The 26569-nt window shown below is 36.3% G+C and carries 26 protein-coding genes; 14 read left to right on the top strand and 12 right to left on the bottom strand.

What is annotated here, in order from left to right:
- The first annotated feature begins 55 nt into the window (after nt 1-55).
- The 3 genes from D5R40_RS17435 (at nt 56) to D5R40_RS39760 (ending at nt 5039) form a co-directional block, all read left to right on the top strand.
- Nucleotides 56-1618 carry an O-linked N-acetylglucosamine transferase, SPINDLY family protein gene (locus tag D5R40_RS17435; RefSeq protein ID WP_339379396.1) on the top strand — a complete coding sequence of 521 codons (1563 nt, stop codon included), beginning with the start codon at nt 56-58 and terminating at the stop codon, nt 1616-1618.
- Nucleotides 1619-1968: 350 nt separating this feature from the next.
- Entirely contained in the window at nt 1969-3366 is a 1398-nt protein-coding gene (locus tag D5R40_RS42050; protein ID WP_339379395.1) for an FkbM family methyltransferase, read from the top strand.
- A 29-nt stretch (nt 3367-3395) separates the two neighbouring features.
- On the top strand, nt 3396-5039 hold the full coding sequence (locus D5R40_RS39760; protein WP_240041610.1) for a hypothetical protein: 1644 nt from the start codon (nt 3396-3398) through the stop codon (nt 5037-5039).
- Nucleotides 5040-5236: 197 nt separating this feature from the next.
- Here D5R40_RS39760 and D5R40_RS17415 read toward each other — a convergent pair whose 3' ends face one another.
- On the bottom strand, nt 5237-6355 hold the full coding sequence (locus D5R40_RS17415) for an RNA-guided endonuclease InsQ/TnpB family protein (protein WP_205127436.1): 1119 nt from the start codon (nt 6353-6355) through the stop codon (nt 5237-5239).
- Nucleotides 6356-6481: 126 nt separating this feature from the next.
- Here D5R40_RS17415 and D5R40_RS17410 point away from each other — a divergent pair, with 126 nt between their 5' ends.
- Nucleotides 6482-6919: a hypothetical protein gene (locus tag D5R40_RS17410; protein ID WP_124145849.1), complete on the top strand. Its 438-nt coding sequence runs from the start codon at nt 6482-6484 to the stop codon at nt 6917-6919.
- Nucleotides 6920-6978: 59 nt separating this feature from the next.
- Here D5R40_RS17410 and D5R40_RS17405 read toward each other — a convergent pair whose 3' ends face one another.
- Nucleotides 6979-7596 (bottom strand): Uma2 family endonuclease, encoded by a 618-nt coding sequence (locus D5R40_RS17405; RefSeq protein ID WP_124154974.1) that lies wholly within the window; start codon nt 7594-7596, stop codon nt 6979-6981.
- Nucleotides 7597-7783: 187 nt separating this feature from the next.
- Between D5R40_RS17405 and D5R40_RS17400 the strand changes: the two genes are divergently transcribed.
- Nucleotides 7784-8989 (top strand): RNA-guided endonuclease InsQ/TnpB family protein, encoded by a 1206-nt coding sequence (locus tag D5R40_RS17400; protein ID WP_124154973.1) that lies wholly within the window; start codon nt 7784-7786, stop codon nt 8987-8989.
- 252 nt (nt 8990-9241) lie between these two features.
- Here the strand turns inward: D5R40_RS17400 and D5R40_RS17395 are convergent, their stop codons facing one another.
- The 6 genes from D5R40_RS17395 to D5R40_RS17370 all read right to left on the bottom strand — a co-directional run bounded on the left by D5R40_RS17395 (nt 9242) and on the right by D5R40_RS17370 (nt 13993).
- Nucleotides 9242-9646, bottom strand: coding sequence for a helix-turn-helix domain-containing protein (locus D5R40_RS17395; RefSeq protein ID WP_124145852.1), 405 nt, complete (start codon nt 9644-9646; stop codon nt 9242-9244).
- Complete coding sequence (locus D5R40_RS17390) at nt 9630-9929, bottom strand: type II toxin-antitoxin system HigB family toxin (RefSeq protein WP_124145853.1); 300 nt, start codon at nt 9927-9929, stop codon at nt 9630-9632. The genes D5R40_RS17395 and D5R40_RS17390 overlap by 17 nt, the downstream gene beginning before the upstream one ends.
- A 190-nt stretch (nt 9930-10119) precedes the next feature.
- A complete protein-coding gene (locus D5R40_RS17385; RefSeq protein ID WP_124154972.1) occupies nt 10120-12342 on the bottom strand; it encodes an O-linked N-acetylglucosamine transferase, SPINDLY family protein in 2223 nt (740 codons plus the stop codon).
- Nucleotides 12343-12424: 82 nt separating this feature from the next.
- Nucleotides 12425-12967 carry a type IV pilin-like G/H family protein gene (locus D5R40_RS17380; RefSeq protein WP_124154971.1) on the bottom strand — a complete coding sequence of 181 codons (543 nt, stop codon included), beginning with the start codon at nt 12965-12967 and terminating at the stop codon, nt 12425-12427.
- A 307-nt stretch (nt 12968-13274) separates the two neighbouring features.
- Nucleotides 13275-13454 (bottom strand): hypothetical protein, encoded by a 180-nt coding sequence (locus D5R40_RS35465; RefSeq protein ID WP_161565010.1) that lies wholly within the window; start codon nt 13452-13454, stop codon nt 13275-13277.
- Nucleotides 13455-13696: 242 nt separating this feature from the next.
- Nucleotides 13697-13993 carry a helix-turn-helix domain-containing transcriptional regulator gene (locus tag D5R40_RS17370; protein ID WP_124154969.1) on the bottom strand — a complete coding sequence of 99 codons (297 nt, stop codon included), beginning with the start codon at nt 13991-13993 and terminating at the stop codon, nt 13697-13699.
- Here D5R40_RS17370 and D5R40_RS35460 point away from each other — a divergent pair.
- A complete protein-coding gene (locus D5R40_RS35460) occupies nt 13988-14128 on the top strand; it encodes a hypothetical protein (protein ID WP_161565009.1) in 141 nt (46 codons plus the stop codon). The genes D5R40_RS17370 and D5R40_RS35460 overlap by 6 nt on opposite strands.
- Before the next feature lie 286 nt (nt 14129-14414).
- On the opposite strand, the gene D5R40_RS17365 is transcribed toward D5R40_RS35460, so the two are convergent.
- From D5R40_RS17365 to D5R40_RS17360, 3 genes are all read right to left on the bottom strand, one after another.
- The gene (locus tag D5R40_RS17365; protein WP_124154968.1) at nt 14415-15734 is read right to left on the bottom strand and encodes a class I SAM-dependent methyltransferase; all 1320 of its coding nucleotides are present in this window, start codon (nt 15732-15734) and stop codon (nt 14415-14417) included.
- Between the two features lie 470 nt (nt 15735-16204).
- Complete coding sequence (locus D5R40_RS41195; protein WP_282433642.1) at nt 16205-16327, bottom strand: hypothetical protein; 123 nt, start codon at nt 16325-16327, stop codon at nt 16205-16207.
- Nucleotides 16328-16481: 154 nt separating this feature from the next.
- On the bottom strand, nt 16482-17684 hold the full coding sequence (locus tag D5R40_RS17360) for an RNA-guided endonuclease InsQ/TnpB family protein (protein ID WP_124154967.1): 1203 nt from the start codon (nt 17682-17684) through the stop codon (nt 16482-16484).
- Nucleotides 17685-17744: 60 nt separating this feature from the next.
- On the opposite strand from D5R40_RS17360, the gene tnpA reads away from it, so the two are divergent.
- From tnpA to D5R40_RS41190, 7 genes are all read left to right on the top strand, one after another.
- A complete protein-coding gene (gene tnpA, locus D5R40_RS17355; RefSeq protein ID WP_124154966.1) occupies nt 17745-18134 on the top strand; it encodes an IS200/IS605 family transposase in 390 nt (129 codons plus the stop codon).
- A gap of 31 nt (nt 18135-18165) precedes the next feature.
- On the top strand, nt 18166-18363 hold the full coding sequence (locus D5R40_RS17350; protein ID WP_124154965.1) for a hypothetical protein: 198 nt from the start codon (nt 18166-18168) through the stop codon (nt 18361-18363).
- Between the two features lie 63 nt (nt 18364-18426).
- Nucleotides 18427-18783 (top strand): hypothetical protein, encoded by a 357-nt coding sequence (locus tag D5R40_RS17345; protein ID WP_192901285.1) that lies wholly within the window; start codon nt 18427-18429, stop codon nt 18781-18783.
- An 879-nt stretch (nt 18784-19662) separates the two neighbouring features.
- On the top strand, nt 19663-20847 hold the full coding sequence (locus D5R40_RS17340; RefSeq protein WP_124154964.1) for an AI-2E family transporter: 1185 nt from the start codon (nt 19663-19665) through the stop codon (nt 20845-20847).
- 178 nt (nt 20848-21025) lie between these two features.
- The gene (locus D5R40_RS17335; RefSeq protein WP_124154963.1) at nt 21026-22180 is read left to right on the top strand and encodes a homocysteine biosynthesis protein; all 1155 of its coding nucleotides are present in this window, start codon (nt 21026-21028) and stop codon (nt 22178-22180) included.
- Nucleotides 22181-22804: 624 nt separating this feature from the next.
- On the top strand, nt 22805-22969 hold the full coding sequence (locus tag D5R40_RS35455; RefSeq protein ID WP_161564608.1) for a hypothetical protein: 165 nt from the start codon (nt 22805-22807) through the stop codon (nt 22967-22969).
- A gap of 602 nt (nt 22970-23571) precedes the next feature.
- Entirely contained in the window at nt 23572-23706 is a 135-nt protein-coding gene (locus D5R40_RS41190) for a hypothetical protein (protein ID WP_282433641.1), read from the top strand.
- Between the two features lie 196 nt (nt 23707-23902).
- Here D5R40_RS41190 and patR read toward each other — a convergent pair whose 3' ends face one another.
- Nucleotides 23903-24901: a heterocyst master regulator PatR gene (patR, locus tag D5R40_RS39755; protein WP_124143699.1), complete on the bottom strand. Its 999-nt coding sequence runs from the start codon at nt 24899-24901 to the stop codon at nt 23903-23905.
- Between the two features lie 697 nt (nt 24902-25598).
- On the opposite strand from patR, the gene D5R40_RS17325 reads away from it, so the two are divergent.
- Entirely contained in the window at nt 25599-26477 is an 879-nt protein-coding gene (locus D5R40_RS17325) for a tetratricopeptide repeat protein (protein ID WP_124143698.1), read from the top strand.
- Nucleotides 26478-26569 lie beyond the last annotated feature (92 nt).

Below are 26569 nucleotides of genomic sequence, written 5' to 3'. Positions count from 1 at the left end.
ACTTTGTTGACGGGGACTTAGAAACCCCGTCCGTCTACACGGCGGGGTAGTTCATATTATTCCCAAGCAGGATAACTTTGAGAAACAACCTATTAACAAAATTAAATCTGAATCATTAACAGAGAAAGAGCAAGCAGAAAAGATTTTAAGTGAGTTAGAAATTTTAGAAAAAGGAACGACTGAAAACGGTCAACCTGTAGGTTTTTTTAGACAAATAGGAGATGTAGAAAGTTACTACGAACAGACGCAAAAAGTAGTCAACGATATTCATTCTTTTATTTTCCAAAACCCAAATAATCAGACTGCTCATCAAATAGCTAAATGGTTTACTCTCAAAGCAAAATTATTTCTATATTTCAGTCAAGCAAATTTAAAAGAAGTTTATCAAAAACGTGCAGAAATTATCGAATTTGCCTTAAAAATTGAAGGGTATCAGGTAGATTACGACTTTCCAGAAAGAACAGGTGATCGCCAGAAGATTCGTCTGGGCATTATTGCCAATAATTTTGATCCTCATCCAGAAACTTTTGCCACTTTACCTATATATAAACACTTAAACAGGGAAGAATTTGAAGTTATTATCTATTATTTACAAGCAAGCGGTCATCCTCTGGAAAGATATTGTTACGACCATGCTGATGCAGCAATTGAATTGCCAGAAGACCTCGAACTTCAAGTAAAAGCTGTTCGTAACGACGACTTAGATATTCTGTTCATTTCTACTAATATTACTTCCCAAACTAATGCCATAACTTTGTTAGCATCCCATCGTTTGGCACGAATACAAATTGTGGGAATGAATTCTCCTGTCACTACAGGGATGCGTCATATTGATCGCTACATCTCAAGCAAACTTACTGATTCAGAAACTAATGCTAAAGAACATTACACAGAAAAATTAGTAACTTTAGACGGACCAGATCAATGTTTTGATTTTGCGACTGAAAAGGAATTATCAGTCACAACAACTATTAGCAGAAAAGAACTAAATATTGATGAGAATACAGTAGTTTATATATCAGGTGCTAATTTTTATAAAATCATCCCAGAAGTAGAAGCAACTTGGGTGCAAATAATTGCTCAAGTTCCTAACTCTATGCTTCTGCTATATCCGTTTAATCCTAATTGGGCGCCAACTTATCCAATTGAAGCTTTTAAAGAGCGATTTTTTGCTACTTTAAGTAAGTATGGTGTCAGTGAAAAGCGACTATGTTTGCTCAATGCTTTACCAAATCGTGCTGATATTAAAGAATGTTTGAAACTGGCAAATATTTATTTAGATGCTTATCCATTTTCTGGGATGACTTCATTAATCGATCCATTACAGATTTGTTTACCTACTGTTGTTATGCAAAAAGAATCTGCTCGCTCTCGCAGAGGTGCTTCTTTGTTGCGGTATCTTGAGATGCCAGAATTAATTGCAGATAGTGAAGATGCTTATATTCAATTAGCAGTTAACTTGGGAAATAATTCTGATTTACGAGCAGTTTATCGCGACAGAATAGAGACAAAAATGCAGGCTAATCCGCAGTTTTTGGATAGTCGCTATTACTCTAGTCAAATGGGATATTTATTTCAAAAGGTATTTCAGGAATATTTAGAGCTTGTCATGAATTAAATCTGCTTTAATACCTAAATTACAAAGTCGGATTAAGTTGGAATATAAAGATGCAAGCGCTTCTTTAAAAGCAACTCATATTACTGCTCTAAGTATCAGTGACTTATACCAATTTTATAAATGTTTGCTACAAATGGTAGAAGTAAGAAAGAAAGAAGAAGCAAGAAGTAAGAATGGATAAACATTACAAAAAAAGGAAAAACGATAGAGATAACTATCTAAAACAAATTAGATCTGCTATCTTTAAGCATATACGCTCAATATCTACCTTTTTATAGCATTCTTTTTTCAAAGTGGTATTATCTAATAGTTAAACTTAAAAAAACTAAACAAAAGAGGAAATTTTAAGGATGCCAATATTTGTTGATAACTTAAAGAAAAATGGCAAAATAGATGATATTCATTTAACCATAGCTATTGTGGGTTCTAGAAATTATGAAGGCCAAGAGTATGAAGGTATCGATTGGGGTTTAATGTCTCCTAATCTGACGATATACGGTTTTGATGCCGATCGGGAAAGCTGTGAGCAGATGAACGCCAAGCTGCAAAAACAACAAATTAGTTACCAAGAAAAACACATACCTTTAGCTCTTTGGGATTCCGTGGGAACTCAAACTTTATATATTACTAAATCTCCTTACTGTAGTTCTTTGTATCCTCCTAGTGAGTCGTATATCGATCGCTTTACAGACAACCCCAGAATAATAGAGTTAGTATCTAAAGAAAAGATCCAAACAACTACTTTAGATGATTTTTGCCATTCTGAGGGAATCAATGAAATTGATTTTATACAAATTGACACCCAAGGTGGAGAACTAAAAGTTTTAGAAGGTGCTAAGGATATTTTAAAAAGCATTCTCTTCCTAAAAGTAGAAGTAGAGTTTACAGCTATGTATGAAAATCAGCCTTTATTTGCTGATATTGACTTATATTTGAGGAAAAGTGGCTTTACCTTTTTAGATTTTGAAACTTTGTATCGAGATTCTCGTCGTAGAGGTTCTATAGTCTCTAAACAGCATCCCGGTCAATTAATATGGACAGATGCTTTTTATTTTCGGGATTTGATTCAGCAATCATCCGATCGAGAGTCATGTAATAACACTCCAGAGAAGTTGTTGAAATTAGCTTGTATTGCGGATATACTAAGTTTTTATGACGTAGCAATGGAAACTTTAGAGTGGTTAACCTGGAAGTATGGTGATAATCCCAAGTACAATTTTGCCAACAACATAGCAGAGGTTTTATCTCAACTCCCTGATTTAGCTAAGGAGAAAGTTGGTGCTTTACCAGCGATGGAAAGAATCAAAGGTTATCTTGATAGTAAGTATTTTTTAAATCATCCAGTAGTTAAAGAAGATGAGTTATATTCAAATTTAAAATTAAGAAAATTTAATCTGATAATTTTCCCAGATTGGTTGCAATCAGAAGAAAAGGTGGGATTAGAATTACAAGAGGTAATTAAAAGTCTAGTGACTCATCCAGATAGAGCTAAGATGACTTTATTAATAGATAACAGCAATATTTCTGCTGAAGATGCAGATTTAATTTTATCTAGTGTGGCGATGAATTTGTTAATGGAGTCAGAATTAGAAGTAGATGAGGGACCAGAAATTGTTTTAGTTGGGGAGTTGAGTCAAATACAATGGTCAGCTTTAATTCCTCAACTGCAAGGTAGGATTAAATTGGAAAATGAGAATGGGGAGGCGATCGCTCAAGCTAAAGCTGAGAAAATTGCATTATTCAACTAGACAACTAAAAATCAAAATAAAAATTGATTATGACAACCAGTATAGCTACTGAAAAATTCCATAGTCAAACCAGTTTTTCTGGTTCAGTTTATTTTTATCTATGCCATGAACAAGCTTATGAGCATTTAATGATTAATATCGCTGATGGGTTAAAAGTTTTAAGAATTCCATTTTATGCTAATTTCAATTATTGGAAAACCGGATTAGATTCAGAATCATATCTTTTTAATTATGACTCTAGTGTCAATCATTGGGATTGTTCAGTTGTAGTTTTAAGCAATCACTGGTTTGAAAATCATCAAAAGATACCTGAAGGTTTGTTCGATCAGAAAAGAAAATATATAACTGTTTATTTAGACGATACAGATGGTCATAGTCTCCTATTATATGACCTAAATCCTACTTTGATGAGAAATTTTGATCTTGTTTTAAGAACGGGTTGTAATAATTTTGTTCAACATCCGAATAATTTACACCCTTGGTTTTTTGGTATCTCTAATCGAATTTTAAAATCGACTCAACAAGTTAGCAAATTTGAGCAACGAACACCTAATTTACTAATTAATTATAGAGTAAAACATGACACATTATTATTATTTGGTATAGATGCTTCGGTGCAGATTCCAGGAATACAAAGAACAGATTATATAAAAGATGATAAATGGATAGAATACACTGTAAATTTTCCTCTAAGAAAAATTGCTGACGAACGTTTTTACCCTGTAATAAAAAATATTCTCAAACTTGACTTTTCTCGTGAAAATTTTGATAAACCACCAGAAGATAATTATGATTATTTTCTCTGGCAGCAAACTGGTCAACGTCATCATCCTGAATATTATCAAAGACTAACTAAATCTCTTGCTTGTGCTGCTTTTGGAGGTTGCATTGTTCCAGATAACGATAGTCAAAACTTTCATGCTGAGTGGTGGGATAGTTGGAGATTTTGGGAGTCTTTAGCTGCTGGATGTGTGACTTTTCATATTGATTTTGATAAGTATAGTTTTAATTTACCAGTGATGCCGGAAAATTGGAAACACTATATCGGTATTGATTTAGATAATATACAGGGAACGGTCGATCGCCTTGTCAAGGAACCTGAAATTTTAGAAAGCATATCTATTGCGGGTAGAAAGTGGGCAATTGAAAATTATTCACCTGTTCCTACCGCCTTGCGTTTTCTGGAGATAGTTCGCGACAAGCAAAATACAAAAACTAGAGGGGAAATTCTAGGACACTTTGTTACCCAGAGATTGCCTTTTTCGCTAACAGAAATCAATTTAATTGTTTTCCCAGACTGGTCGCAACCGGAAGAAATAGTAGGATTAGAATTACAAGCAGTAATTAAAAATCTGGTGAATCATCCAGATAAAGCTAAGATGACTTTATTAATAAATAACAGCAATATTTCTGCTGAAGATGCAGATTTAATTTTATCCAGCGTGGTGATGAACTTGTTAATGGAGTCAGAATTAGAGGTAGATGAGGGACCAGAAATTTTTTTAGTTGGGGAGTTGAGTCAAATACAATGGTCAGCTTTAATTCCTCAACTGCAAGGTTGGATTAAATTGGAAAATGAGAATCAGGAAGCGATCGCTCAAGTTAAAGCAGATAATATTCCCCTAATTGAATTATCAAATTTCTCAGATCAAACCTCAAATAAAATTGATTGATGACTAGATTTTTTCACGACCAATTTGCCAAACAATATTTAGAAGAATTACTATCAACTATTGGAGAAGTTAAAGCACCGTACGAAAAAAACTGTAGAAAATTGTAACAGCCTTTATCTTGATATTGGATTAACCAATACTGGCTGTACGGCACAGCTCACTATTCCCTCGGCAAATGCCTCTGGAAATTTCTTATCTTATATTTGAAGACTGCCATTAACATCGGCATTAATGACTATACCAGTTCCACTTTTGAATAAGCCACGCTTGACTCGTTTACCTACATAGTTATCATGGCATATTGGTTCTTCTAGGTCAATAGCAGATGTTTTACTGGTATAACTTTCTTCAGTTTCAATGACTTTTACCCCAACCAGTTGACACTTATAAGTTATCTGTTGAATTAACTTATAGTGAGGTATTTGAGTAAAATTTTGGTTGTTTTTTTTGCCTATATTTGCACCTTGTTTCCAGTTATCATTTTTTCCTATGACTACAGTACCAATATTATTTGTGGTTAAATACTCAACCACTAACTTACTGGTGTTATGCAGATAATTGGAAACAAAACGATTTCTATGATAACTTAATGCTTCAATCTTACGACTGGTTTTTCTGTTGCCTTTGAGATGACTTTGGTACTTAGCTTTACGCTTATTATACAGTTGATTGACACTTTTTAGTGGCTTCCCATTAATCAGCAGTGGTTTGACACCAGGCTTATTTGTAGATAGAGCAACTAATCTGTCAATCCCTAAGTCTATTCCAGCTACATATGTTGATTGTATTTGTGGCTGATTCGCTTTTTCATACACTACTTCAATTATATAGCAGCTAGTAGCAGGTACTATCCTGACTTCGATTACAGTTTCTACAATTACAGGTATTTTGATTTCACTCATTGATAAGTGACAAATACCATCTTTTAAAGGGGCTTTATAGACTGATTCCTTTGAATATATAACTACATTCCTACCTTGAGTTTTATTCTTATACTTTGGTATTTTGGGTTTACCTAAAAACTTTCCTGGATTTTTTGACCATTCAATGATAGCCTGAAAATAACCACGCCAAGTTGCAACCAAGCATTTTATTATTTGTTTTGATACTTTAGTTGGTAATGCTCTGTAGGCATCGCTATTTTTGGTGGTGTGGTACAGTTTAGTTAAATCTAGACTTTTTCCACACTTGAAAAAATGTTGACGACAATAATAATTAGCCAAGTTGTACAAGTTTTTTGATTTAAAAGCTAACTCATCACACACCTGCCAATAGATATGTGTTCGGTTAATAATATGTCTGTCAACCAGTTGCATTCACCTGAATTATTTCATAAGAGTTATTACCTATTTAATACTACAACACTTTTGTAAATTTTACAACTATTTTCTACGGTTTAAGTTTAACAGTTACTAACCCCAGAAACTCTCTGGCTGAGAATTTTGGGTAGAGGAAGAGTTCAATCAACAGCAATTGATGAATTAGAAGCATTGCCAGCGGATAATTTGTTTCGTTCAAATGCGCTATTGTTATTAGCAGATTTGCTAAGTAATATAGAAGTAAATCAAAATTTAGAATCAGAAGATAGGGAGTTAATTATGCGATTATCACCACTTTTTTCACAAAGATTAGAAGAGGCTACAAAACAAGGTATGCAACAAGGTATGCAACAAGGTATGCAACAAGGTATGCGAGAAGAACGCCGAGAACAAATAGAAAATATTCTCAAAGTTCGTTTTGGTACAATAGATAACCAACTAGAGGCAATAATTGAGCCATCACTTTCTCTTTTACCTGCTGAGTTAGTACCTTTGTTATTGCAATTATCTCGTGATGAATTGTTAGCTAGATTTGTTGGGCAAAATGGTACTCAAAATTGAGTAGTTTAATCCTGAGCTTGAGGAAGAAAAACCAAGCTACACAATTTGAAATATTGCTTTCACCTTATTCGTGGTATACTAGCAGTTACAACCTGTTCTACAGTGAACTCTAGTTCTGGGAAAGTAGGGGAAATAATCCGATCCTTTCCCCGAAATACTTGACTCTGATATTCGCCGTTAATAAGTTGATAAACAAAAACGGTGGGAACTTTAGAACGACCTAAATAAGACCGAGAAGCGATCGCTAGATAATCAACTATCCAATATTCGGAAATCTCCAAATGCTTGTACTCGTCAAATTTGTCAACATAGTCATCCTCCCAGTTAGTTGACGTTACCTCCACTGCTAGTCTCAAGGGTTCCCTAAACCCCTGATATGTGTAAAGGTATCTGTCCCAAATCTCACCATCCACCACAGACACATCAGGAATTCGCCCTTGTTCTTGCCCTTCTTTTGTTACCGTTCTGACCAATGCGGTGCGCGTCACCACTAAACCCAAATTTAGCCGTTCGATTTCCCGGTCCATAGTTCTCTGGATTAAATTCGCAACGTTTTCATGGGCACCAATGGGTCGCATTTCTCTAATTTCTCCATCCACAAGTTCGTAAATAACCCCATCTTCTGGGTATTGGTCAATAAATTGGTCAAAAGTCAGTCTAGTTTTTGTTGTATTCATGGCGATCGCTCCTATACAAAACTGGGGTAATTAACTGTTAAACTTAAACTGTAGAAAATAGTTGTCAAACGTAGAAAAGTATTGTAATATTAAACAGTTAATAGAAAACGTAAATTTAGGCAATGAATGATTTCGAGCATTATAGTAATCACGGGCTCCGGGCCACTTTATTTGAATAGACAGACCCATGAAAGTTGTTGACAGACATATAATTAGACGAACACATAACTTTTGGCAGGTGTGTGATGAGTTAGCTTTTAAGTCAAAAAACTTATATAACTTAGCTAACTATCACTGTCGTCAGCATTTTTTCTGTACTGGTAAAAGTCTCTCACTAACTAAACTGTACCACGCCACTAAAGATAGCGATGCTTACAGAGCATTACCAACTAAAGTATCAAAACAAATAATAAAATGCTTGGTGGCAAGTTGGCGTGGCTATTTTCAAGCTATAAAAGAATGGTCAAAATATCCTGGGAAGTTTTTAGGTAAACCCAAAATACCAAAGTATAAGAATAAAACTCAAGGTAGGAATGTAGTTATATATTCAAAGGAATCAGTCTATAAAGCCCCTTTAAAAGATGGTATTTGTCACTTATCAATGAGTGAAATCAAAATACCTGTAATTGTAGAAACTGTAATCGAAGTCAGGATAGTACCTGCTACTAGCTGCTATATAATTGAAGTAGTGTATGAAAAAGCGAATCAGCCACAAATACAATCAACATATGTAGCTGGAATAGACTTAGGGATTGACCGATTAGTTGCTCTATCTACAAACAAGCCTGGTGTTAAGCCTATGCTTGTTAACGGGAAGCCACTAAAAAGTGTTAATCAGCTTTACAACAAGCGAAAAGCCAAGTATCAAAGTCATCTCAAAGGCAACAGAAAAAGCAGTCGTAAGATTGAGGCGTTAACCTATCACCGAAATCGTTTTGTAGAGAATTATCTGCATAACACCAGTAAATTAGTTGTCAATTATTTAGTGACTAATAATATTGGTACTGTAGTCATAGGCAAAAATGATAACTGGAAACAAGGTGCAAATATCGGCAAAAAAAACAACCAAAATTTTACCCAAATACCACATGATAAGCTACTCAAGCAAATTACTTATAAATGTCAGCTAGCAGGAATCAAGGTGATTGAAACAGAGGAAAGCTATACAAGCAAAACATCTGCTCTTGACCTAGAGCAACCAATAAAACATGAAACTTATAGGGGTAAACGAGTCAAACGTGGTTTATTCAGGAGTGGAACTGGTATAGTGATTAATGCCGATGTTAATGGCAGTCTTCAAATAATTAGAAAGAAATTCCCAGAGGCATTTAGTGCCGAGGGAATAGTGAGCTGTGCCGTACAGCCAGTATTGGTTAATCCAATATCAAGATAAAAGCTGTTACGATTTTCTACAGTTTTTTTCGTACGGTTCTTCCGTATCGTTACACTGAATCAAAATACAATGGCTTTCGCCCATCTCTAAATTACTATCAATAATATCAATATACAAAATACATTGATGAATGGGTTTGTCATAAATGAGCGTGTTTTCTGGGTTAGGAAGTTTCATAACTTTTCTCAAACATTCTTTTCTGGTTTATTTAACTTAAGTTTGACCATACATTAATTTAACAGTAGCGATCGCTTATCGGCTAAATAAACTAGAATCTACTTTAAAAAAATCCCCTAATATTTTAGCTTGTTCAGTATTAATCTCACCTCTACCATTAATCAACTCAATTACTATACCCTCCGAGCCAATAACTTCGACTAAATTTTCAAGTTTTACTCCCTGTTGTTCCATCAAAAATCGTAACATTGAATCAGGAGTTGATACAGAACCTGGATGATAAAAATCTTGCTCAAACTTTTCAATTAAAACAATTAATAATTCATACAAAGTTTCTTGCTCTGGAGTAAGATTTTGAACGTGCATTAGTTCCTCTACAACTGCCAGTGCTTTTTCATTTTCCTCCTCTGTTTTTATTAGCTTGGGCTGATATTTAACTAACAACTCACTATATTTTTTTGAACTAAAAGTAAGGGTCATTTTTCCAATACTCCTTATCGTATTCTGCATGGGTAAGAATGTATTTAATATAAATCAATTGTCGTTGGTAATCTATACTAACAATTAAACGATATTTATTGCCCTTAATATTAAAAACTGTAAAATTACCAACTGCCTCTGCTGAAGGAAAAACGGATTTTACCTCAATCAAATTTGACCAATTAGCCTTGCTGGCAACTTTATACCAATTATCTAAAGTATCACTCGAATCACTATGGTTAAGTGCATATTCTCTTAAATGTCTATAGCTAATAACGTGCATTTGAAAACAATTTGTTAGTAAGTGTAGGTTGGGTTGACGAAAAGAAACCCAACATATATATGCTAGGAATGAGAGTAGCCATCTTAATTAAAGCATTTAGCGTGTATCTAATATTGCTGCGAAGGCAATAATATGTTAAAGTTATAGCCACTTCAAAACCATCCCTCCTAGCAATGACAATCAAAAATCATCAACTCTCACCTTCAATATATCTCTGCCACATTTGCTCATAAGCTTTCTCCATCTCCAAGGTAAACTGCTTTGCATTCCACAATGGAGCGGTTTGCCTCGACTTTCTCAATTTCCAGGATATTTCCTGCCGTAATTTTTCATCTTTCCCTAATCTAATTCCCCACTCCACATATTCTTCATCACTCCAAGCAATACCTTCGGTGATGCCAGCATTCATCATCATGGTGTAGCTATTGCGTGCTGCGAATTGTTGACCAACCCGCGTTACCATGGGGATGCACATCCAGAGAGTTTCTAGAGTAGTTGTTGCACCGTTGTAGGGATAAGTATCTAAAACAATATCTGCAATACCTAGGTTTGCTCGGTGAATTTCTTCTCGAGCTACTTCTTCTATCGGAATCAGGCGATCGCTACTAATACCCTCTGACTCAGCAACATCTATCAGCAATTCAGATAAAACGTCTGAGTCACCAAATTTTTTAAACAAGAAGTAACTATTGGGAACTTCTTTGAGAATTTTCATTTGCAGTCTGGCAGTATCGGGGTTAAATTTATAACCTCTTTGAGCAGTAAAATAAACCACTGCATCACTAGGAATACCTAAATCTTCTCGTTTCAGACTGGGTATGTTTACCTCAAAACCATCTACAGCAACATAAGTTTGAGGTAGTCGCCAAATTTTATGGGGGTAATAATCTTGAGCATTTTCTGGCAAAACATAAGGATCGGCAATATAGTAATCAATTGTTGGTATTCCTGAGGCACTCCAACCTAACCATGTTGCTTGAATAGGTGCTGCTTTCATTGCCATAATTGAACAACTATTAATTAATGTCATGCTATCTAAATCAATTAAGATATCTATTTCATCATCATAAATATCTTCTGCTACTTCTGTACTAACAATACTATAAATATGAGTTTTAGTAGCTTGATTAGCGTACCACTGTTGCAGATGATCGTTTCGGTGTTCTGCCGCTACCATATATGAATAAATTTCATATTTATCTCGATTATGATACTTAAATAGCCAACGGGCAATCCACCCTACAGAATGTCTTCTCAAACAGTGGGATAAATATCCTATTTTTAAAGGTTTTGTCTCTGAACTGAAATAATTTTTCTTGTTTAACTTCTGACTGTATTTGCTTATTTGCTCCTGACAAGCTGTTTCTAAATTTAGCTGACAAATTTGTGATAACTGACTACGAATGTTGAGATTTTTTTCCGGGCAGTCTCTAATATAGGGAAAGATATAAGCCATGTTATACAAACGCATGGCAACTGTACCCAGTTTTTGTGGAGGTTGTGCTGCTAGAGCTTGTATTAGAGACTCTTGTCGGTCTAATGTTTCTTTAACTTTTCGATCTGCACCTCTTGAGGCGATTAAAGCTCGACAAATCTGAAAATGAGAGATTACTTTTTCGTGTATATCTGTAGATAAAGAATAGGATTTTTCTGCATATTCAATTGCCAAAGCATAGTCAGTTAACTCTACAGAAAACTGTGCCATAGTTCTTAATAGCTCTCTATTCTCTGGGGCGATATTTAATAACAATTCTGTATATTTTCTAGCAAATCCTACTGAGGCGAAAGAATATGCAATTTGAAATATAGGTGGAATTAGAGAGTTAATAAGAGTAGTTCGAGCTTCTATTTGAGGAATGGCAACTGAGGCAAATTCTACTGATGATAAACTTTTTGGATCGTAAACTAACAGTTTTTTTAATGTATGCGGCAGTAAATTTTGGTCAACTTCTATAGTTGTATTATTTTCTAATAGCTCAATTATTCCATACTCCCCTAGTTGTTCCCTTGTATAGTTTTTGAGAGCAATGGATAAATCAATTAACTGCAATAAATTATTAATATCCGTGGGGTTAATTTCCCGAATGTGTTGTCTAATAACCCAAGCGACAGATCCATTCTGGCTTCCTAGTTGTCTATTTGCTTCTGTTGCCAATACTTCTACTAATTCTGCTGTCCAAAACTCAACCTCTTCTGCTTCTCCATCTGCCATACCTAACAGCCAAGTTGTTTGTGCTTCCTCTTCTTGTCCTTCCAAGAGTAACATTAATCCCAATTGCCAATAATATGACTTATTTTGTGGATTTGCATTTATGGCTTTTTCATAAAGGTTAATAGCTTTACTGTAGTTACTATTAACTAAATATTGATTAGCTTGTTGTTGCCAATTATCAGGTAATTCATCAGAAATCATCAGAACATAAATTAATAATTTACAAAAATAATAGGTAGCGCATACTACGCTACCCTTAAGTTTTTGAAGTTAATGTCTAAAGTTATAGAGGTGTTTCATAGCCCGATCCAACACATTCAGAATTATAAGTTGGCTCATCGCTCAATCCGACTTCTCCTTCACAGATGATTGTCTGGGAAGTTAATGCTCCATCTGCGTCTGTCAGATATACTATTGCTGCATATCCTCTAAGACCAGTAGCAGTTTCATCTGTCCAAGCTGCAACACCTAATTCATCTGCAGTAGCCCCAACTTGTTGTGTGGCAGCGCTGATATTATAGGTATAATTACCCGTAGCAGTTTTAATACCTAAACCAAGCTGTCCTATATTATCTTGAATAGGGCCAATAACAAATGTACCATTCTCTGCATAATAAGCTTGCTGACCTTTATTAATAGAAGCCAAATACTGCTTTGCCTCAGACTGCTTTGCTTTGTTAGCTTGGTTCAAGAAAGAAGGCAACGCAATAGCAGACAAAATACCGATAATAATGATAACCACCAACAATTCAATCAGAGTAAAACCCTCTTCCTTTCTCTTCTTAGCAACGTGCTGTAAGAACTTAGCCTTAAATTCAGTTTTCATTTTTTCTCCTATAAAAATTGGACTAATAATTTTTATCCCATGAATCTAACTTACCCACCTTGCCAAAAATTCATATCATGCCCCAGGAATTTTTTTTTTCGGTGGTAGTAGTAGCGCGTCTAGACTCAAATTGTGGGTAAAAAACCTAACCCCCCAACCCCCTTCCCTGCAAGGGAAGGGGGGGCATTTCTTCCCTCTCCTTGCAGGAGAGGGGTCGGGGGAGAGGTCTTCCGGGATAGTAAAACTTACCCACATTTTCAAGCTAGACGCCCTAGTAGGTTGGGTTGAGGGACGAAACCCAACACCATTAACTCAAAACCAATAAAGGTTTGTTGGGTTTATCTTTCAGATAAGCTTCGCTAACAATATTGTTATACAAGGGCTTACTGAACTGACACACCCAAAATGGTGCGTTACGACGGATTGTTAAATGCCCTTCACAACGAGTAATTTTGGCCGTCTTTTCATGTCCCTCTGCGAAACGCACCCTACGGGACTAAGCTTGGGTAGTCCTGCATGGTAATGGTGAGGATATATATTTTTTAATTTCTCCGACACTCCCCATCTCCCCATCCCCCCATCTCCGATACTCCCCATCTCCGAATCTCCCTAAACTCCCGGTGCTTCCTTTACCATTACTATGCACCACCACCTAAGCTTGTAGTTAGCCCCTCAATTCTCCTTGGGCTAAAGCCCAACTACAAACAAAGACTTAAAAGCTTATTTCTCCTAACTAGGTCTCACCTTCACCCCTACTTTCAAACCCAAAGATTCTAGTAATTTCCGCAAAAGATTAAATTCTATTTCACCCGTTTCTTTAAGTTTTTCGTCAAATCTTGCAAGGTTGTCATAAACATCATCAGAAACAAAATTAAATCCTCTTCTGGCTTCTATCACATTAGAGAAAGCTTTTTTTATCATTTTCGGATCGCCTTCTTCTAACACAACCTCAAGATAAACTGCTGCTTCTGAAGGTTCTTTTAAAGATTGAATTAATTCGGTATGATAACTGATACTCTTATGCATTGTCACGACTCCTTTGAAGAAGGAGACAGGAGACAGGAGACAGGAGACAGGAGGAAAATTACATGGGGATTCTCACCCCAAGTAATGCGTGAACACCGTGTAGACGGTGGGGTATTAAACCCACAAAGAAAATGATAATCTTGCCAATAGTTTTGAAGCTCAATGGTGCGTTACGACGGATTGTTCAATACCTTTCATTGTGAGTGATTAATGCAGTCTAACGCACCCTACTGGATCTAATTAGGCTCGTAGTAGTAGATATCTAGACTAAAATTGTGGGTAAAAAAACCTAACCCCCCAACCCCCTTCCCTACCAGGGAAGGGGGAGAAGACTTCCCCCCTCTCCTTGCAGGAGAGGGGTCGGGGGAGAGGTCTTCATTGACTCAAATTTACCCACATTTTAAAGCTAGACAAGCTACTACTAACGTTCCAAAAGCACATACAGAAATGGGTCTAAAGTATCCAACAATTCCTTAACCTCCTCCCAACACCTCTCCTTGCTCACAACTTCCAAAGTAATAGGGTCTAATGGTCTAATCTTGATCAACCGTTCTACCAAAGATTCAATAGTACAAACCCCATCCCACAGAGGCAGCAGACAAACAGCCATACTACTATCTATATGAATAGGTGTTAAAGTGGGCAACTTCACATAATTACTAATTTCAAAAGGTTTATGGTTATTGATACAGTTAATTAAATCCTCCCTAGCTTGAGAATTTCGTAACTGAGGATGAAGATGTACCTTGGCCTTTTGCCAGTCAGAGTCTGTCCATTCGGAAACTGGCACAAAAGATTGACTTTGTTGGGGATGACCACACCAAAAGTCCAAGAGACGGTGCATGGGTTGTAAAAGTTCAAATAAATGTAGTCGTTCCTCCACAGATATTTCTGGCAAACTCATGCCTAAAAAAGCTGGCAAATCATCCTCACTTTTAAACAAATCTAAAATTTCCCACTGTCGCCATTTCACCATACTAATAAATTCTAAATCCGCACTTTTTAAAGCAGCAAAAATTTCCGGGATAGTATAACCTTTATCTCCCAGTAATAAATAATTACTCAGCATCCATTCTTCATTTTTTGCCCTTTCCGGCTTCCAAACTTGTCGTTTAAGAATAATTGAATCTTTCAAAGCATCCAAAGTTTCTCGTGCCAGTTCCATTTCCATTTCTCCAGGATTTTCATTCATTAATCCCATCATTTGAAAAACTTCTTGCACCTTAAAATAGTTATGACGTTGGAGAGAACTATGGAGATTTGTTCTAATAATTCCATCAGGTTTTAAAACAGATTTCATTCCCTGTAAACCGGCAACTATATCCGGCAATAAATACAGAACTTCATCACAATTAATATAGTCAAACTCTAAACCTAAACTTGGCAGTTCTTCTATAAGCAAAACATGAAATTCGGCATTATCAAAACCATGATATTTCAGACGTTGCCGAGCTAATTCTACAGATTTTTCGGAAATATCAATACCGACTATTTTCGCCTCTGGATTTGCTTCTGCTAATACTAATGCCTTATAACCACTGCCACATCCCGCATCTAAAATTATCTTACCTTCAGTTTCTATTACCTTTTGATTTCTCAGATAATATGGTGTGACAAGATTATGAATAAAAAGTGATTCATAGTCATCCTTAGGAGATTTTTCAACAGGTATTCTGGGATAAGTTACAAAATCAAATTGTTGACGAATTTTTGCTTGTAGTTCTGATTCTTGATAGTTCATAATTGTTTGATTGGTAGTGCTGAGTTAGAAGAATAGTTAGGGATTGCTGATTAAATATAAAAGCATTGACATATAAATACTTTAGCCTTTTTGGGAACGAAAAAAGTGCCCCTGTTTCAGCTCTTCACGCTCATGCATGGAGCGTATTTTAGGCGCATGGTTGGGCAGAAAAATCATTCTTACAAAACTTAGCTCCTACTTCCTCGCTCCCGATCCATTTCTCCTGTATCCAGTATAGCTGTCTCCTGTCTCCTACCCCTACTAAAATACTTTTTCAGCAAACCCTAGTTATTCATATCTATCCCCCTAAATCCCCCTGAGAAAGGGGGACTTAATAGTTATAAATGTTTATCTGAAAATAGGGGGACTTGAAAATAAAAAGCTTACTTAATTAAACTGAAAATTGTATAGTTATAATTTAAGTAAATGTTGATTGAGATAGTGGCTACACAAAATCAAGTCAAAATTTATCATTTTCTTTGTGGGTTTAATACCCCACCGTCTACACGGTGTTCACGCATTACTTGGGGGAGCGAATCCCCATGTAATTTTCCTCCTGTCTCCTGTCTCCTGTCTCCTGTCTCCTTCTTCAACGGGCGGTTTGGAGAGCAAATCTCTACAGAGTATTAGGAAAAGTTCCCCCATTTTTAAGGCGGTTAGGGGGGATTTAATTCTACATTTTGCAAAATATTTAATCCTTAATTATAACATCTTGACATCCTCCCCGGCCTAAAGGCACAGGGATTCCTACCGAGCCATAGCTCCTCGGCGGGTTGACGTTTCACTGACTTCTGCTACCTTAACGGTAGTCTTATGTTTGCCTCCACGTCCGTTTTTTGTCTCGGACTGCCCGCCCGCGACTAATATATTTCTTGCTGCGTTTTCGTCTCTATCATGTTTACTGCCACAGTTTAGACACTCCCACTCCCGAACTGAAAGGTCTAACTTTCCACCTTTAAAACCACAACATGAACACTTTTGTGATGTTGGTTCCCACCTGCTAATTATTCTAAAATCACGACCGTATTTTTCTGCTTTTCCTTCTAGGAATGTTCGGAAAGTTCGCCATCCTAAATCAGAAATAGCTCTGGATAATTTACGGTTTTTAAGCATTCCAGAAACATTTAAGTCTTCTAAAACAATTGTTTGGTTTTCACGAATTATTTTAGTAGATAGTTTATGAAGAAAATCTGTCCTTGTATCTTTCAGTTTGCCATTAAATTTTGCAACTCTTAGCCTGGCTTTTTCATGTCGTTTAGAGCCTCTAGTTTTATGAGATAATGACTTACTTAATTTTCGATACTTCTTAATGCGTTTCTTGAGCGGTTTTGGTGCGTCAACTTTTTCTCCATTACTCAAAGTAGCAAAAGTTTTGATTCCTAAATCTATACCTACTGAATTATCAATTTGAGGCAACTCTTCTGGCTGTATTTCTACTACAAAACTAAGAAAGTATCTATGAGCTGAATCTTTAATTACTGTTGCTGATGATGGAGTAGCAGGCAGATCTCTTGACCAAACTATTTTCAGCTTTCCAATCTTGGCTAAATAAACTTTGTCCTGACCAACTTTAAACCCTCCTTTCGTAAACCTAGCCGTTTGCTTCGATTTCCTTTTTTTAAATTTAGGAGGTTTAACAGGTTTACCTTTTCTATGGCCTTGAGTTGATTGAAAAAAGTTTTGATAAGCCTGGTTTAAATCATTCAAAGATTGCTGCAATGGTATAGCAGAAACCTCTGATAGCCATTCTCTATGTTCAGTCTTTTTAGCTTGAGTGATAAACTGTTTTTGTAGTTCAGAATTAGTCGGTTTCTTCTCTCTTTGAGCGTGCTTTTCTTTGCAGCAAGCTAGGCTATCATTCCAAACTACGCGAACACAACCAAATAGTTGCGCTAACTTGGTCTGCTGATATTTAGTTGGGTATATTCTATACTTGTATCTAGCCCTCATCTTAAATTTATTTTTGGTCTGTATAGTATAACTATAGCATAGTTGAATTTGGTATGCAATATGTTAAGACAAGAAAGACATAGTATCTCAGACTTAAAAGTACATTTGGTATGTGTGACTAAATATCGGAAAAGTGTATTTACAGCAGAAGGATTAGAATTAATCAAGGATTCGTTTGAGACTGTAGCTAAGAAGATGAACTTCAATATATTAGAGTTTAATGGGGAAGCCGATCATGTTCATGCAGCTATTGAATACCCACCTAAATTGTCTATATCTCAAATAGTCAATCATCTTAAAGGTGTTTCTAGTAGATTATATGGAGCAGCAGGATATGAAAAACCCCACAAAACTGCGCTTTGGAGTCCTTCATATTTTGTGGCTTCAGTTGGAGGCGCACCACTTGAAACTCTGAAAAAGTACATTCAAGGAGGAAAGTCCCCCTTTTAGGGGGAGGCTTTAAACCCAATTTTCTGGTAATATGAATAATAAAATAATCTTCATTCTCAAAGTCCTAATTCTCTCTGCTGGACTTTCCCTCTCGATCAAATATGCTGGCCCCTATCTTTCCATTTCCTCCACAGCAACCAATGCCATCATTGCTGTACTCACACCTCCAATAGTTGTAGGGATATTATTGGGATGGCGACTTTGGGGACAAGTTCAGAATGTGGAATAAAGGGTAAAGAAAGTGGGTTTTTTAGGTAATTTCAGAGAAATTTGAGAAAAGTAAGAAAACTTGATGACTAGATTCCTTTATGACCAATTTGCTAAACAATATTTAGAAGAATTACTATCAATTATTGGCGAAGTAAAAGCACCCCGTGAAGTGCGGGGAGAAGCTAGGCAAATAGATGTCTGGTTTTCACCACAACCACAACTTCAAGGAAACCTAAAAGTATTAGGATTATTAGGTCGTTTTGCCACAACAACTGCTTTATTTGAACCTTACCGAAATCCTGTAACCCCTAATGAAATTTGTAGTTGTTTGCTGAAATTACTGGAAGTTAGGGGAGAATTTCAAAGAGAAGCGAACCGCAATAATAGCCGTATTTATGAAGATGATTATCCGAAATTATCATTTTCTTTGTGGGTTTAATACCCCACCGTCAACGGTCGTGTTCACGCATTACTTGGGGGAGCGAATCCCCATGTAATTTTCCTCCTGTCTCCTGTCTCCTGTCTCCTGTCTCCTACCCCTACTAAAATACTTTTTCAGCAAACCCTAATTACCTCTTCTTTTCAAGGAGAGGATTGACTAATCATGAAAATTTTTTCTCTCTTGGTCGATGGTCGGACAGCGAGGAGACCCGTTCTTACAGACCCGCTCCGAAGTACGCCATCCCACCCTTCAGGAAGCTCCGAAGAGAGAACTCCGTTCCGCTGTCGCGAACGACCGCTTGTTTCTCCTTTAAAACAGAGGATTTTTACCTTAATTATTCGGTAATAATCTCACAAATGATAGATTTGTCTGCTGTAGATTTAGCCAGATTAATAGTAGATTTATCTAATTTATCTCCTACAGAAATTTTGGCGAGATTTAAACCAGAAAATTGAAAGTTTTAGACAGCTCTAAATTAACCTATCACCTCTAGTAAAAAACTATGTTTTACCTAATAAGTATTGAAACTTTTTGGGAGTAGGGGTGTAACGGAGTCGGCAATGAGGAGAGGTCAAATCAATAAATTTTATGATAATAGTTAATCATATTTAAAGGATTTGTCATTGTTTCTTTGTCTACTTCATTCCACTAGCTTATCTGACCATCAACGTTTGCTCTAGTTATGGGTAAAGTATAGACTAAAAAATGGGATATTTTTGTTTGATGAAGGCAGCTAATTCATAAGCGATCGCTGCTCATTTCTTCTGTTTTAACCAAGCTAATATCAAGGTGTAAATTGTAATTAAATATTACACAAATTCAAGATAGAATACATTAACCTATATACTTAAAATCCATACTTTAATTATAATTCTTGTGAATCTAGGTAATTGGGTTGGACTATTCGCCATCCTCGCTTCCATATATATATTGTGGCAGATCCGTCAATTATTACTGCTAGTATTTACCGCAGTGGTAATTGCTACTACTCTCAATAAACTAGCTAGATGGCTACAACGTTTCAGCATAAATAGATCCCTAGCTGTATTAATATCGGTCAGTCTATTTATACTAATAATTGTGACTTTTTTCTGGGTAATTGTTCCACCTTTAGCGGAGCAGTTTCAACAGCTAATAACTATTGTTCCCTTGGGTATTAATAAATTAAATGATTGGTTGAATATACTCAAAGAACAATTACCTATTCAACTTAGAGAGCAATTACCAAACATTGATATTAATGAAGTTGTTACTCAACTACAACCTATATTTAATCAACTAATTAATAATGCTGGAGAGTTCGTTGGTAATACTTTCGGAATATTTCTGAGCTTACTACTAATTCTAGTTTTAACCATAATGATGTTGGTAAATCCTAGTGCCTACCGTCAAGCATTTATACAATTATTTCCCAATTTTTACCGACAACGAGTAAACCTAATTTTAAACCATTGTGAAATAGCATTAGGAGGGTGGGTAATTGGCACTTTAATTAATATGAGTGTAATTGCTTTACTAAGTTTTATTGGTCTATCTATATTGCAGCTCCCTCTGGCTTCAGCTCAAGCTATTTTGGCAGGGTTACTAACTTTAATACCGAATATTGGACCGACTCTTAGTGTAATTCCACCGATGGCGATCGCTTTGATAGATTCTCCTTTAAAATCTGGTTTAGTTTTGTTGATTTACATTCTGATTCAACAAATTGAGGGTAATATTTTGACTCCTTATGTGATAGCGAAACAAGTTTCTTTGTTGCCTGCTATGACATTAATTTCCCAAGTATTTTTTGCTAGCTTTTTTGGATTTTCAGGACTTTTACTCGCTTTACCTTTAACAATTATTGCTCAAGTCTGGATTCAAGAGTTATTAATTAAAGATATTCTTGATAATTGGCAAATTGAAAATTTTTCATATGAAAGAAATCCTGTAGATACTATCCCTGAATATTCTGAGGTTGAGCGTAACGAGGTAGAAGATAAAATTGATTCTGAAGTAGAGCAAATAGAATATCAAAGTACAGAAGATTTACCTAAATCTAGTTCAGAAGAAGAAATTTAATAGGCAAGGATTCAGGAATCAGATGTGAGAATTGAGGTGTTCCTTTAAATTATAGAATATAGCAGTTATCTTATTCATATATATTCGTTTTTTTTCTTCCCTGTTCCCTGTTCCCTGTTCCCTGTTCCCTGTTCCCTAAAAGTCTCCAATATCTCACAACTAAAATCATATTGCTAATATGAGAACAATTGCTGAAATTAACGACAAAATTATCAACAAAAAAGCCGTTGTATCTACAGTAACAGAAGTAAAAACTAGAGTTGCTGAAACCAGTGTTACCCAAGTAGCAAAAGAAGTTGATGTAATTACCACCGGGACTTTTGAGCCAATGGAGTGCTCTGGAGCTATGATTAATCTAGGACATACTGACCCACCAATTAAAATTCGCTCCTGCTGGTTAGATGGTATCCCTGCTTATTCGGGCTTTGGGGCTGTGGATTTATATCTTGGCGCCACTCAAATACCTGAAGATAGTGAAGAATCTAAAGAAAGAGGTGGTGGTCATGTAATTGAAGACCTAATTGCAGGTAAACCTGTCCATCTTAGAGCCATTGGTCAAGTAACAGATTGTTATCCCAGAGCTACCTTTGAAACGACAATTACCCGTGAAACAATTAACCAGTTTTATTTATTCAATCCACGAAATCTATATCAAAATTTTATAGTTGGTGTAAACGGTGGCGATCGCCCTCTATTTACCTATCTTGGGCCTCTGATGCCAAATTTAGGTAATGCAGTTTATTCTAATACTGGTGCTATTTCTCCACTATTCAACGATCCAGATTTACAAGTAATTGGTATTGGTACTCGTATATTTTTGGGCGGTGGTATTGGATATATAACTTGGGAAGGTACTCAACACTTTCCTTTACAAAAACGTTTACCTAATCGTACTCCCATTGGACCTGCTGCGACTTTGGCCTTGATTGGAGATGGGAAACAAATGCAATCTAAATGGGTGCGTGGTTGCTATTTCAAAAATCATGGTCCCTCAATTATGTTGGGTGTAGGCATTCCTCTGCCTGTTTTGAATGAGAAAGTAGTGACTAACTGTACTATTCAAGACCAAGATATTGTTGCACCAGTAGTAGATTTTTCCATTCCACGTCGGGTACGTCCAACTTTTGGTTTAGTTAGCTATGCTCAACTCAAGTCTGGTCGTATAAAAATAGAGGGCAAACTTGTCAGAAGTGCCCCTCTTGCCAGTATTTTCCTTTCTAATCAAATTGCTTTAGAGTTAAAACAGTGGATTGAAGCGGGAGAATTTACTCTAACTGAATCAGTTGCTCCAATTCCTATGGATAGAACTTTTTTGCCATTTCTAGAAAGTTAATTTTGAATCAGAGTTAGGGGAGTTTCGACTTAGTTAACAATTTGCGCAATTTATCGACATAATACGATAGTTCTCACAGGCAAGTAGTAACGAGGGTGACGCTTTGTATCTTCTGCACTAATCCCTGCTATTCGCATTTCTGGGGTGTCTATCTATATAGACGTAGACCTATCCTGAAATCTCGCTCCCTACGCTAAAACGGCGTAGTAAGGGTTTGAGGACTTTTTTAGTTATGTTAATTGACAAAGACTTAAATGTAAGTATAGAGTGTAGAGATGCGGTTGGCTTGACCGTTAATGCCTGTGGATGAGTAACCGCCAACGGCCTCAGTAGAAGCAGGAAGTAAACGTCAATTTGTCACGTTATATGACGCTTTGTATCAGTTTTATAGAGCAGCTGTTCGATTCGTCTGGCGCAGAAGTTAGGAGTCAGAATGGTTTGGATAAATTTACTTGCTACTTTTATTTCGTGTTTAATTTTGCCTACTTATACCAATTTGATATTTGATAAATGTTTCTTACAGATGGTAGGGACTTTGCATGCAACTTCCCTACGAAATAACGAATAAGCAAGAAGGAAGAAGGGTTCAACAATTAATAATTAGGGTTTGCGTTCAAAAGTCTTATGGGTGAGGGTAGGAGTCAGGAGTCAGGAGACAACCCACCCCTCGCCCCTCCCCCTCCGGTGGAGGGGAAGACAGGAGAAATGGGAATTATAGAGGAGGTTAGGAGGAAGAATAGTCTCTTGATTTTTCTGCGCAACTATGCGCCTAAAATGCTAAATTTTTGAACCTAAGCGACCTAAAAGGTTGGAATTTTTTCAACTAAAAAATCCTAAAACCTTTATATGTCAATGCTTTTAGATTTATTCAGCAAGCCCTAATTAATAATTAATAATTAATAATTACCTCTTCTTTTCAAGGAGAGGTAAGACTAATCATGAAAATTTTTTCTTCTCTTGGTCGATTGGATATGGCGAGGAGACCCGTTCTTACAGACCCGCTCCGAAGATCGTCATCCCACCCTTCGGGAAGCTCCGAAGAGAGAACTCCGTTCCGCTGTCGCGAACGACCACTTGTTTCTCCTTTAAAGGAGAGGATTTTTACCTTAATTATTCGGTAAATTTTGAAAAAAAGGAAAAAACGATATAAATAACTATCTAAAATGAGCTGGAACACCTATTTTTAAGCAGCTCCGATCAATATCTACCTTTTTGTAGAATTCTTTTTTCAAATTCCCCAACATAATTTTATACTTATTGAACACTTCAGTTATTAGGTAATAATAATAGTTCACTCATATTTTTAGCAATTATTTATATGAAGTAAAGGTATTTTATTCGTTATTTATCTACTCTATACAGACGTTGCATGCAAGGTATCCCACATATTATTGAAGAAGGAGACAGGAGACAGGAGACAGGAGACAGGAGACAGGAGACAGTCGGAAAATTACATGGGGATTCTCACCCCAAGTAATTTTGAACACCGTGTAGACGGTGGGGTATTAAACCCACAAAGAAAATGATAAAATGTAGCAAAAATGCGTGATATTTTGTATTAATTTTGCATAGGTACTTAGATATAAAATTAAAGATAAAGATATTGATAATTTATTTGCTACTCCTTTCTTTCCTTTTTCCCTTTTTCCCAAGTATGCTAATTATGAGAAAATTCTCCAAACTTTGTCGCTCAAAACTCTAAAAAAACAAAAATAAATTATCCTACTCATCTGTATTTTTCTTTTTTTTAGTAGGTTTAGGAATAGGTTCTTTTCTTGTTGGAGCTGAATTTGCCGAATTATAATTCTGGGAAGTAGGTCTGCGAGAATAATTACTTCTTCTATTATCATTAAATGTTTTTCGACCTTTAAATGGAGGCTTACGACGATTATTAACAAATAGACTACCTATATCATTAGCATATTGAACGACAAGAAATGTATCCTGCCTTTGAATATGTAAATCCCAGAAACGATTCAGTGGGCGATCGCCTAAATTCCCTTTTAGTTTCAGCTTGAAAAACCTAGGAGTATCTTCATCCTTGCGAGGAGCTTGTTTAACTCTAACTATTATATATTCTTCTTCTTGAGATTGATAAATTACTTCTCCTCGGATGGAAAAATAACCATCATTTAAGCTTAATAAACTATCTATTTGATTCTCATCATCAGTAACAATAGTAGTTTGTTGAGAATTATCTATATCTTCTGATGTTTGTGGTATTTCTTCACTTTGATTATCTTCAGCAGTGGGAGAAATGGTCAAAGAAGAAGTAACATTATCTTTTGATTCAGTATTTTTAATTTTTCTGAGGGTTTCTGGTTCCCATACCCCCATAATTTGGATATGTAGGTCATCATTTTCTTGTCTAGTACGAGGATAAACAACCCACAGATGTTCCTCCTCTAGGTCTAAATGATTTTTTAATAGACTCATTACCCGACCTAACAATACAGCATCTATTTCTGAACCATCTGGAGTTTGTAAACTGCCCCGTGTAAATTGTTCTGTAGAAGGTTGATAACGACCTCGAACTAAACCTATAGCTCGATACTGTTTTGGTTCACTTGGGGGAGCAATTGGATGTTGTCGCACAATAGTATTATCTTGATTAGGAGTATCAATTTCATTTTGATCTAAATCTTGAGATTCCCAAGAATTTAACGGCTGATTATCTGTCACAGTTAAAGTATGAATATCTCGATCTTTCTCTTTGGCCATCTCTTTACCTGAAGATTTATTAGTTAATTTTACCGAAAAATTGGGGGATGTGCCTCGCCCTTATAGGGCAACTTTTTAATTGATTAAGTGGGAAGACATAAGCTATAGTATTATTGTCGCAGGTGGGCAATCCGAGACAATAAATCGACACTATTGTTATTAATCCAATTAGATTGTTGATTAATCCGTACATTTTCCACAATTCTTTAATTTTCTTGGCTCGTTTGCACAGCATACCGTAGGAAATGAAAAAAAATTGGACACGTATATAATGAATTGTGGAAATATTTGACAGTTTGCTACAATAACAAAGGCAAGAACCAAGCTAACTTAATTTAATTCTCAGGGTTGAAATCCTATACAAAACTTTTAAGAGTAGGTTGCCTATAAAGGTGGTTAACAAATCCATTAACCTTAAAATACCCGAAAATAATAATGGAATAGAGTAGCAAAGTTTTCAAATTAATCAAAAGCTTTTATTAGGTGGAATTACCACCGATTTTAAGCCTGTGGAGAAGATTAGGTGGCAACCTTCGGGTACTGCGCAGGAAGCTATTCTCCAAAGCTCAAACCGCAGTTTGGGCTTTGGAGAAGATTAGGTGGCAACCTTCGGGTACTGCGCAGGAAGCTATTCTCCAAAGCTCAAACCGCAGTTTGGGTAAGTCTGAATAAGTTCAGTAGAACGGAATTTAATCTCATGGTAGATAAACGTCGTGGTTTTTTGATGGCGGTGGTGGTGTTGGTAATAATTGCTTTTTTAGGATTTTCTCTATCTCCTTTATTAGGGGGACTATTAGAGGCCAATCAAAATAATGGTCAATCCACTCCATCTTCAACTCAGACTCCTGTAGCAGATCAAGAAGCAGATTTGCTGGCACAAGCACGGGGTTATGAGTTAGTTTTACAAAGGGAACCAGATAATCAAACTGCACTACAAGGATTTTTACAAGTTAAGTTAGAGTTAATTCAATCAGGAAAGGGCAATATTGAGGATGTTATACCTCCATTAGAAAAATTATCTGAATTAAATCCTGGTAATACAGATTATAATGTACTGCTAGCTCAAGCTAAAACATATACAGGCGATCGCGAAGGTGCGGCTCAAATTTATCGTTCCCTTCTGGCAGCTAAACCTGGAGATTTAAAGGCTTTGCAGGGTTTGGTTAATTTGTTGTTGCAACAGGAGCGCCCGGAAGCTGCTATTGGCTTATTACAGGATACACTAAAAGCGGCTCCTGTGGCAAATCAAGTGGAAGCTGGAAGTATTGATGTGGTTTCAGTGCAGTTGATTTTGGGACAGGTTTATGCAGAGCAGAAACGCTACGATGAGGCGATCGCTGTTTATGATGAAGCAATTAAGGGCAATGCTGAAGATTTTCGGCCTGTTTTAGCTAAGGCAATTATGCTCAGAGAGCAAGGTAATAATGAAGCTGCTCAAGAGCTTTTCGATCTGGCAATAGAACTAGCTCCTGCAGGATTTAAAGATCAAATTAAGCAGGAAGTTTCGGCTAATTCCAGTTCCGAACCACAAGCATCTCCAGAATCAAATGCTACTGAAACTCAGGTAGAAGAGTAGAAAATAATTAGATTAGTATTAGCTCCAAATTAGTTAGGGTTTGCTGAAAAAGTCTTATGGGTGAGGGTAGGAGACAGGAGACAACCCACCCC

This window comes from Okeania hirsuta (assembly GCF_003838195.1).
GTDB lineage: Bacteria > Cyanobacteriota > Cyanobacteriia > Cyanobacteriales > Microcoleaceae > Okeania > Okeania hirsuta.
Note: the sequence above shows the minus strand (reverse complement) of the source record. Positions and strands in the feature narration are given on the sequence as shown.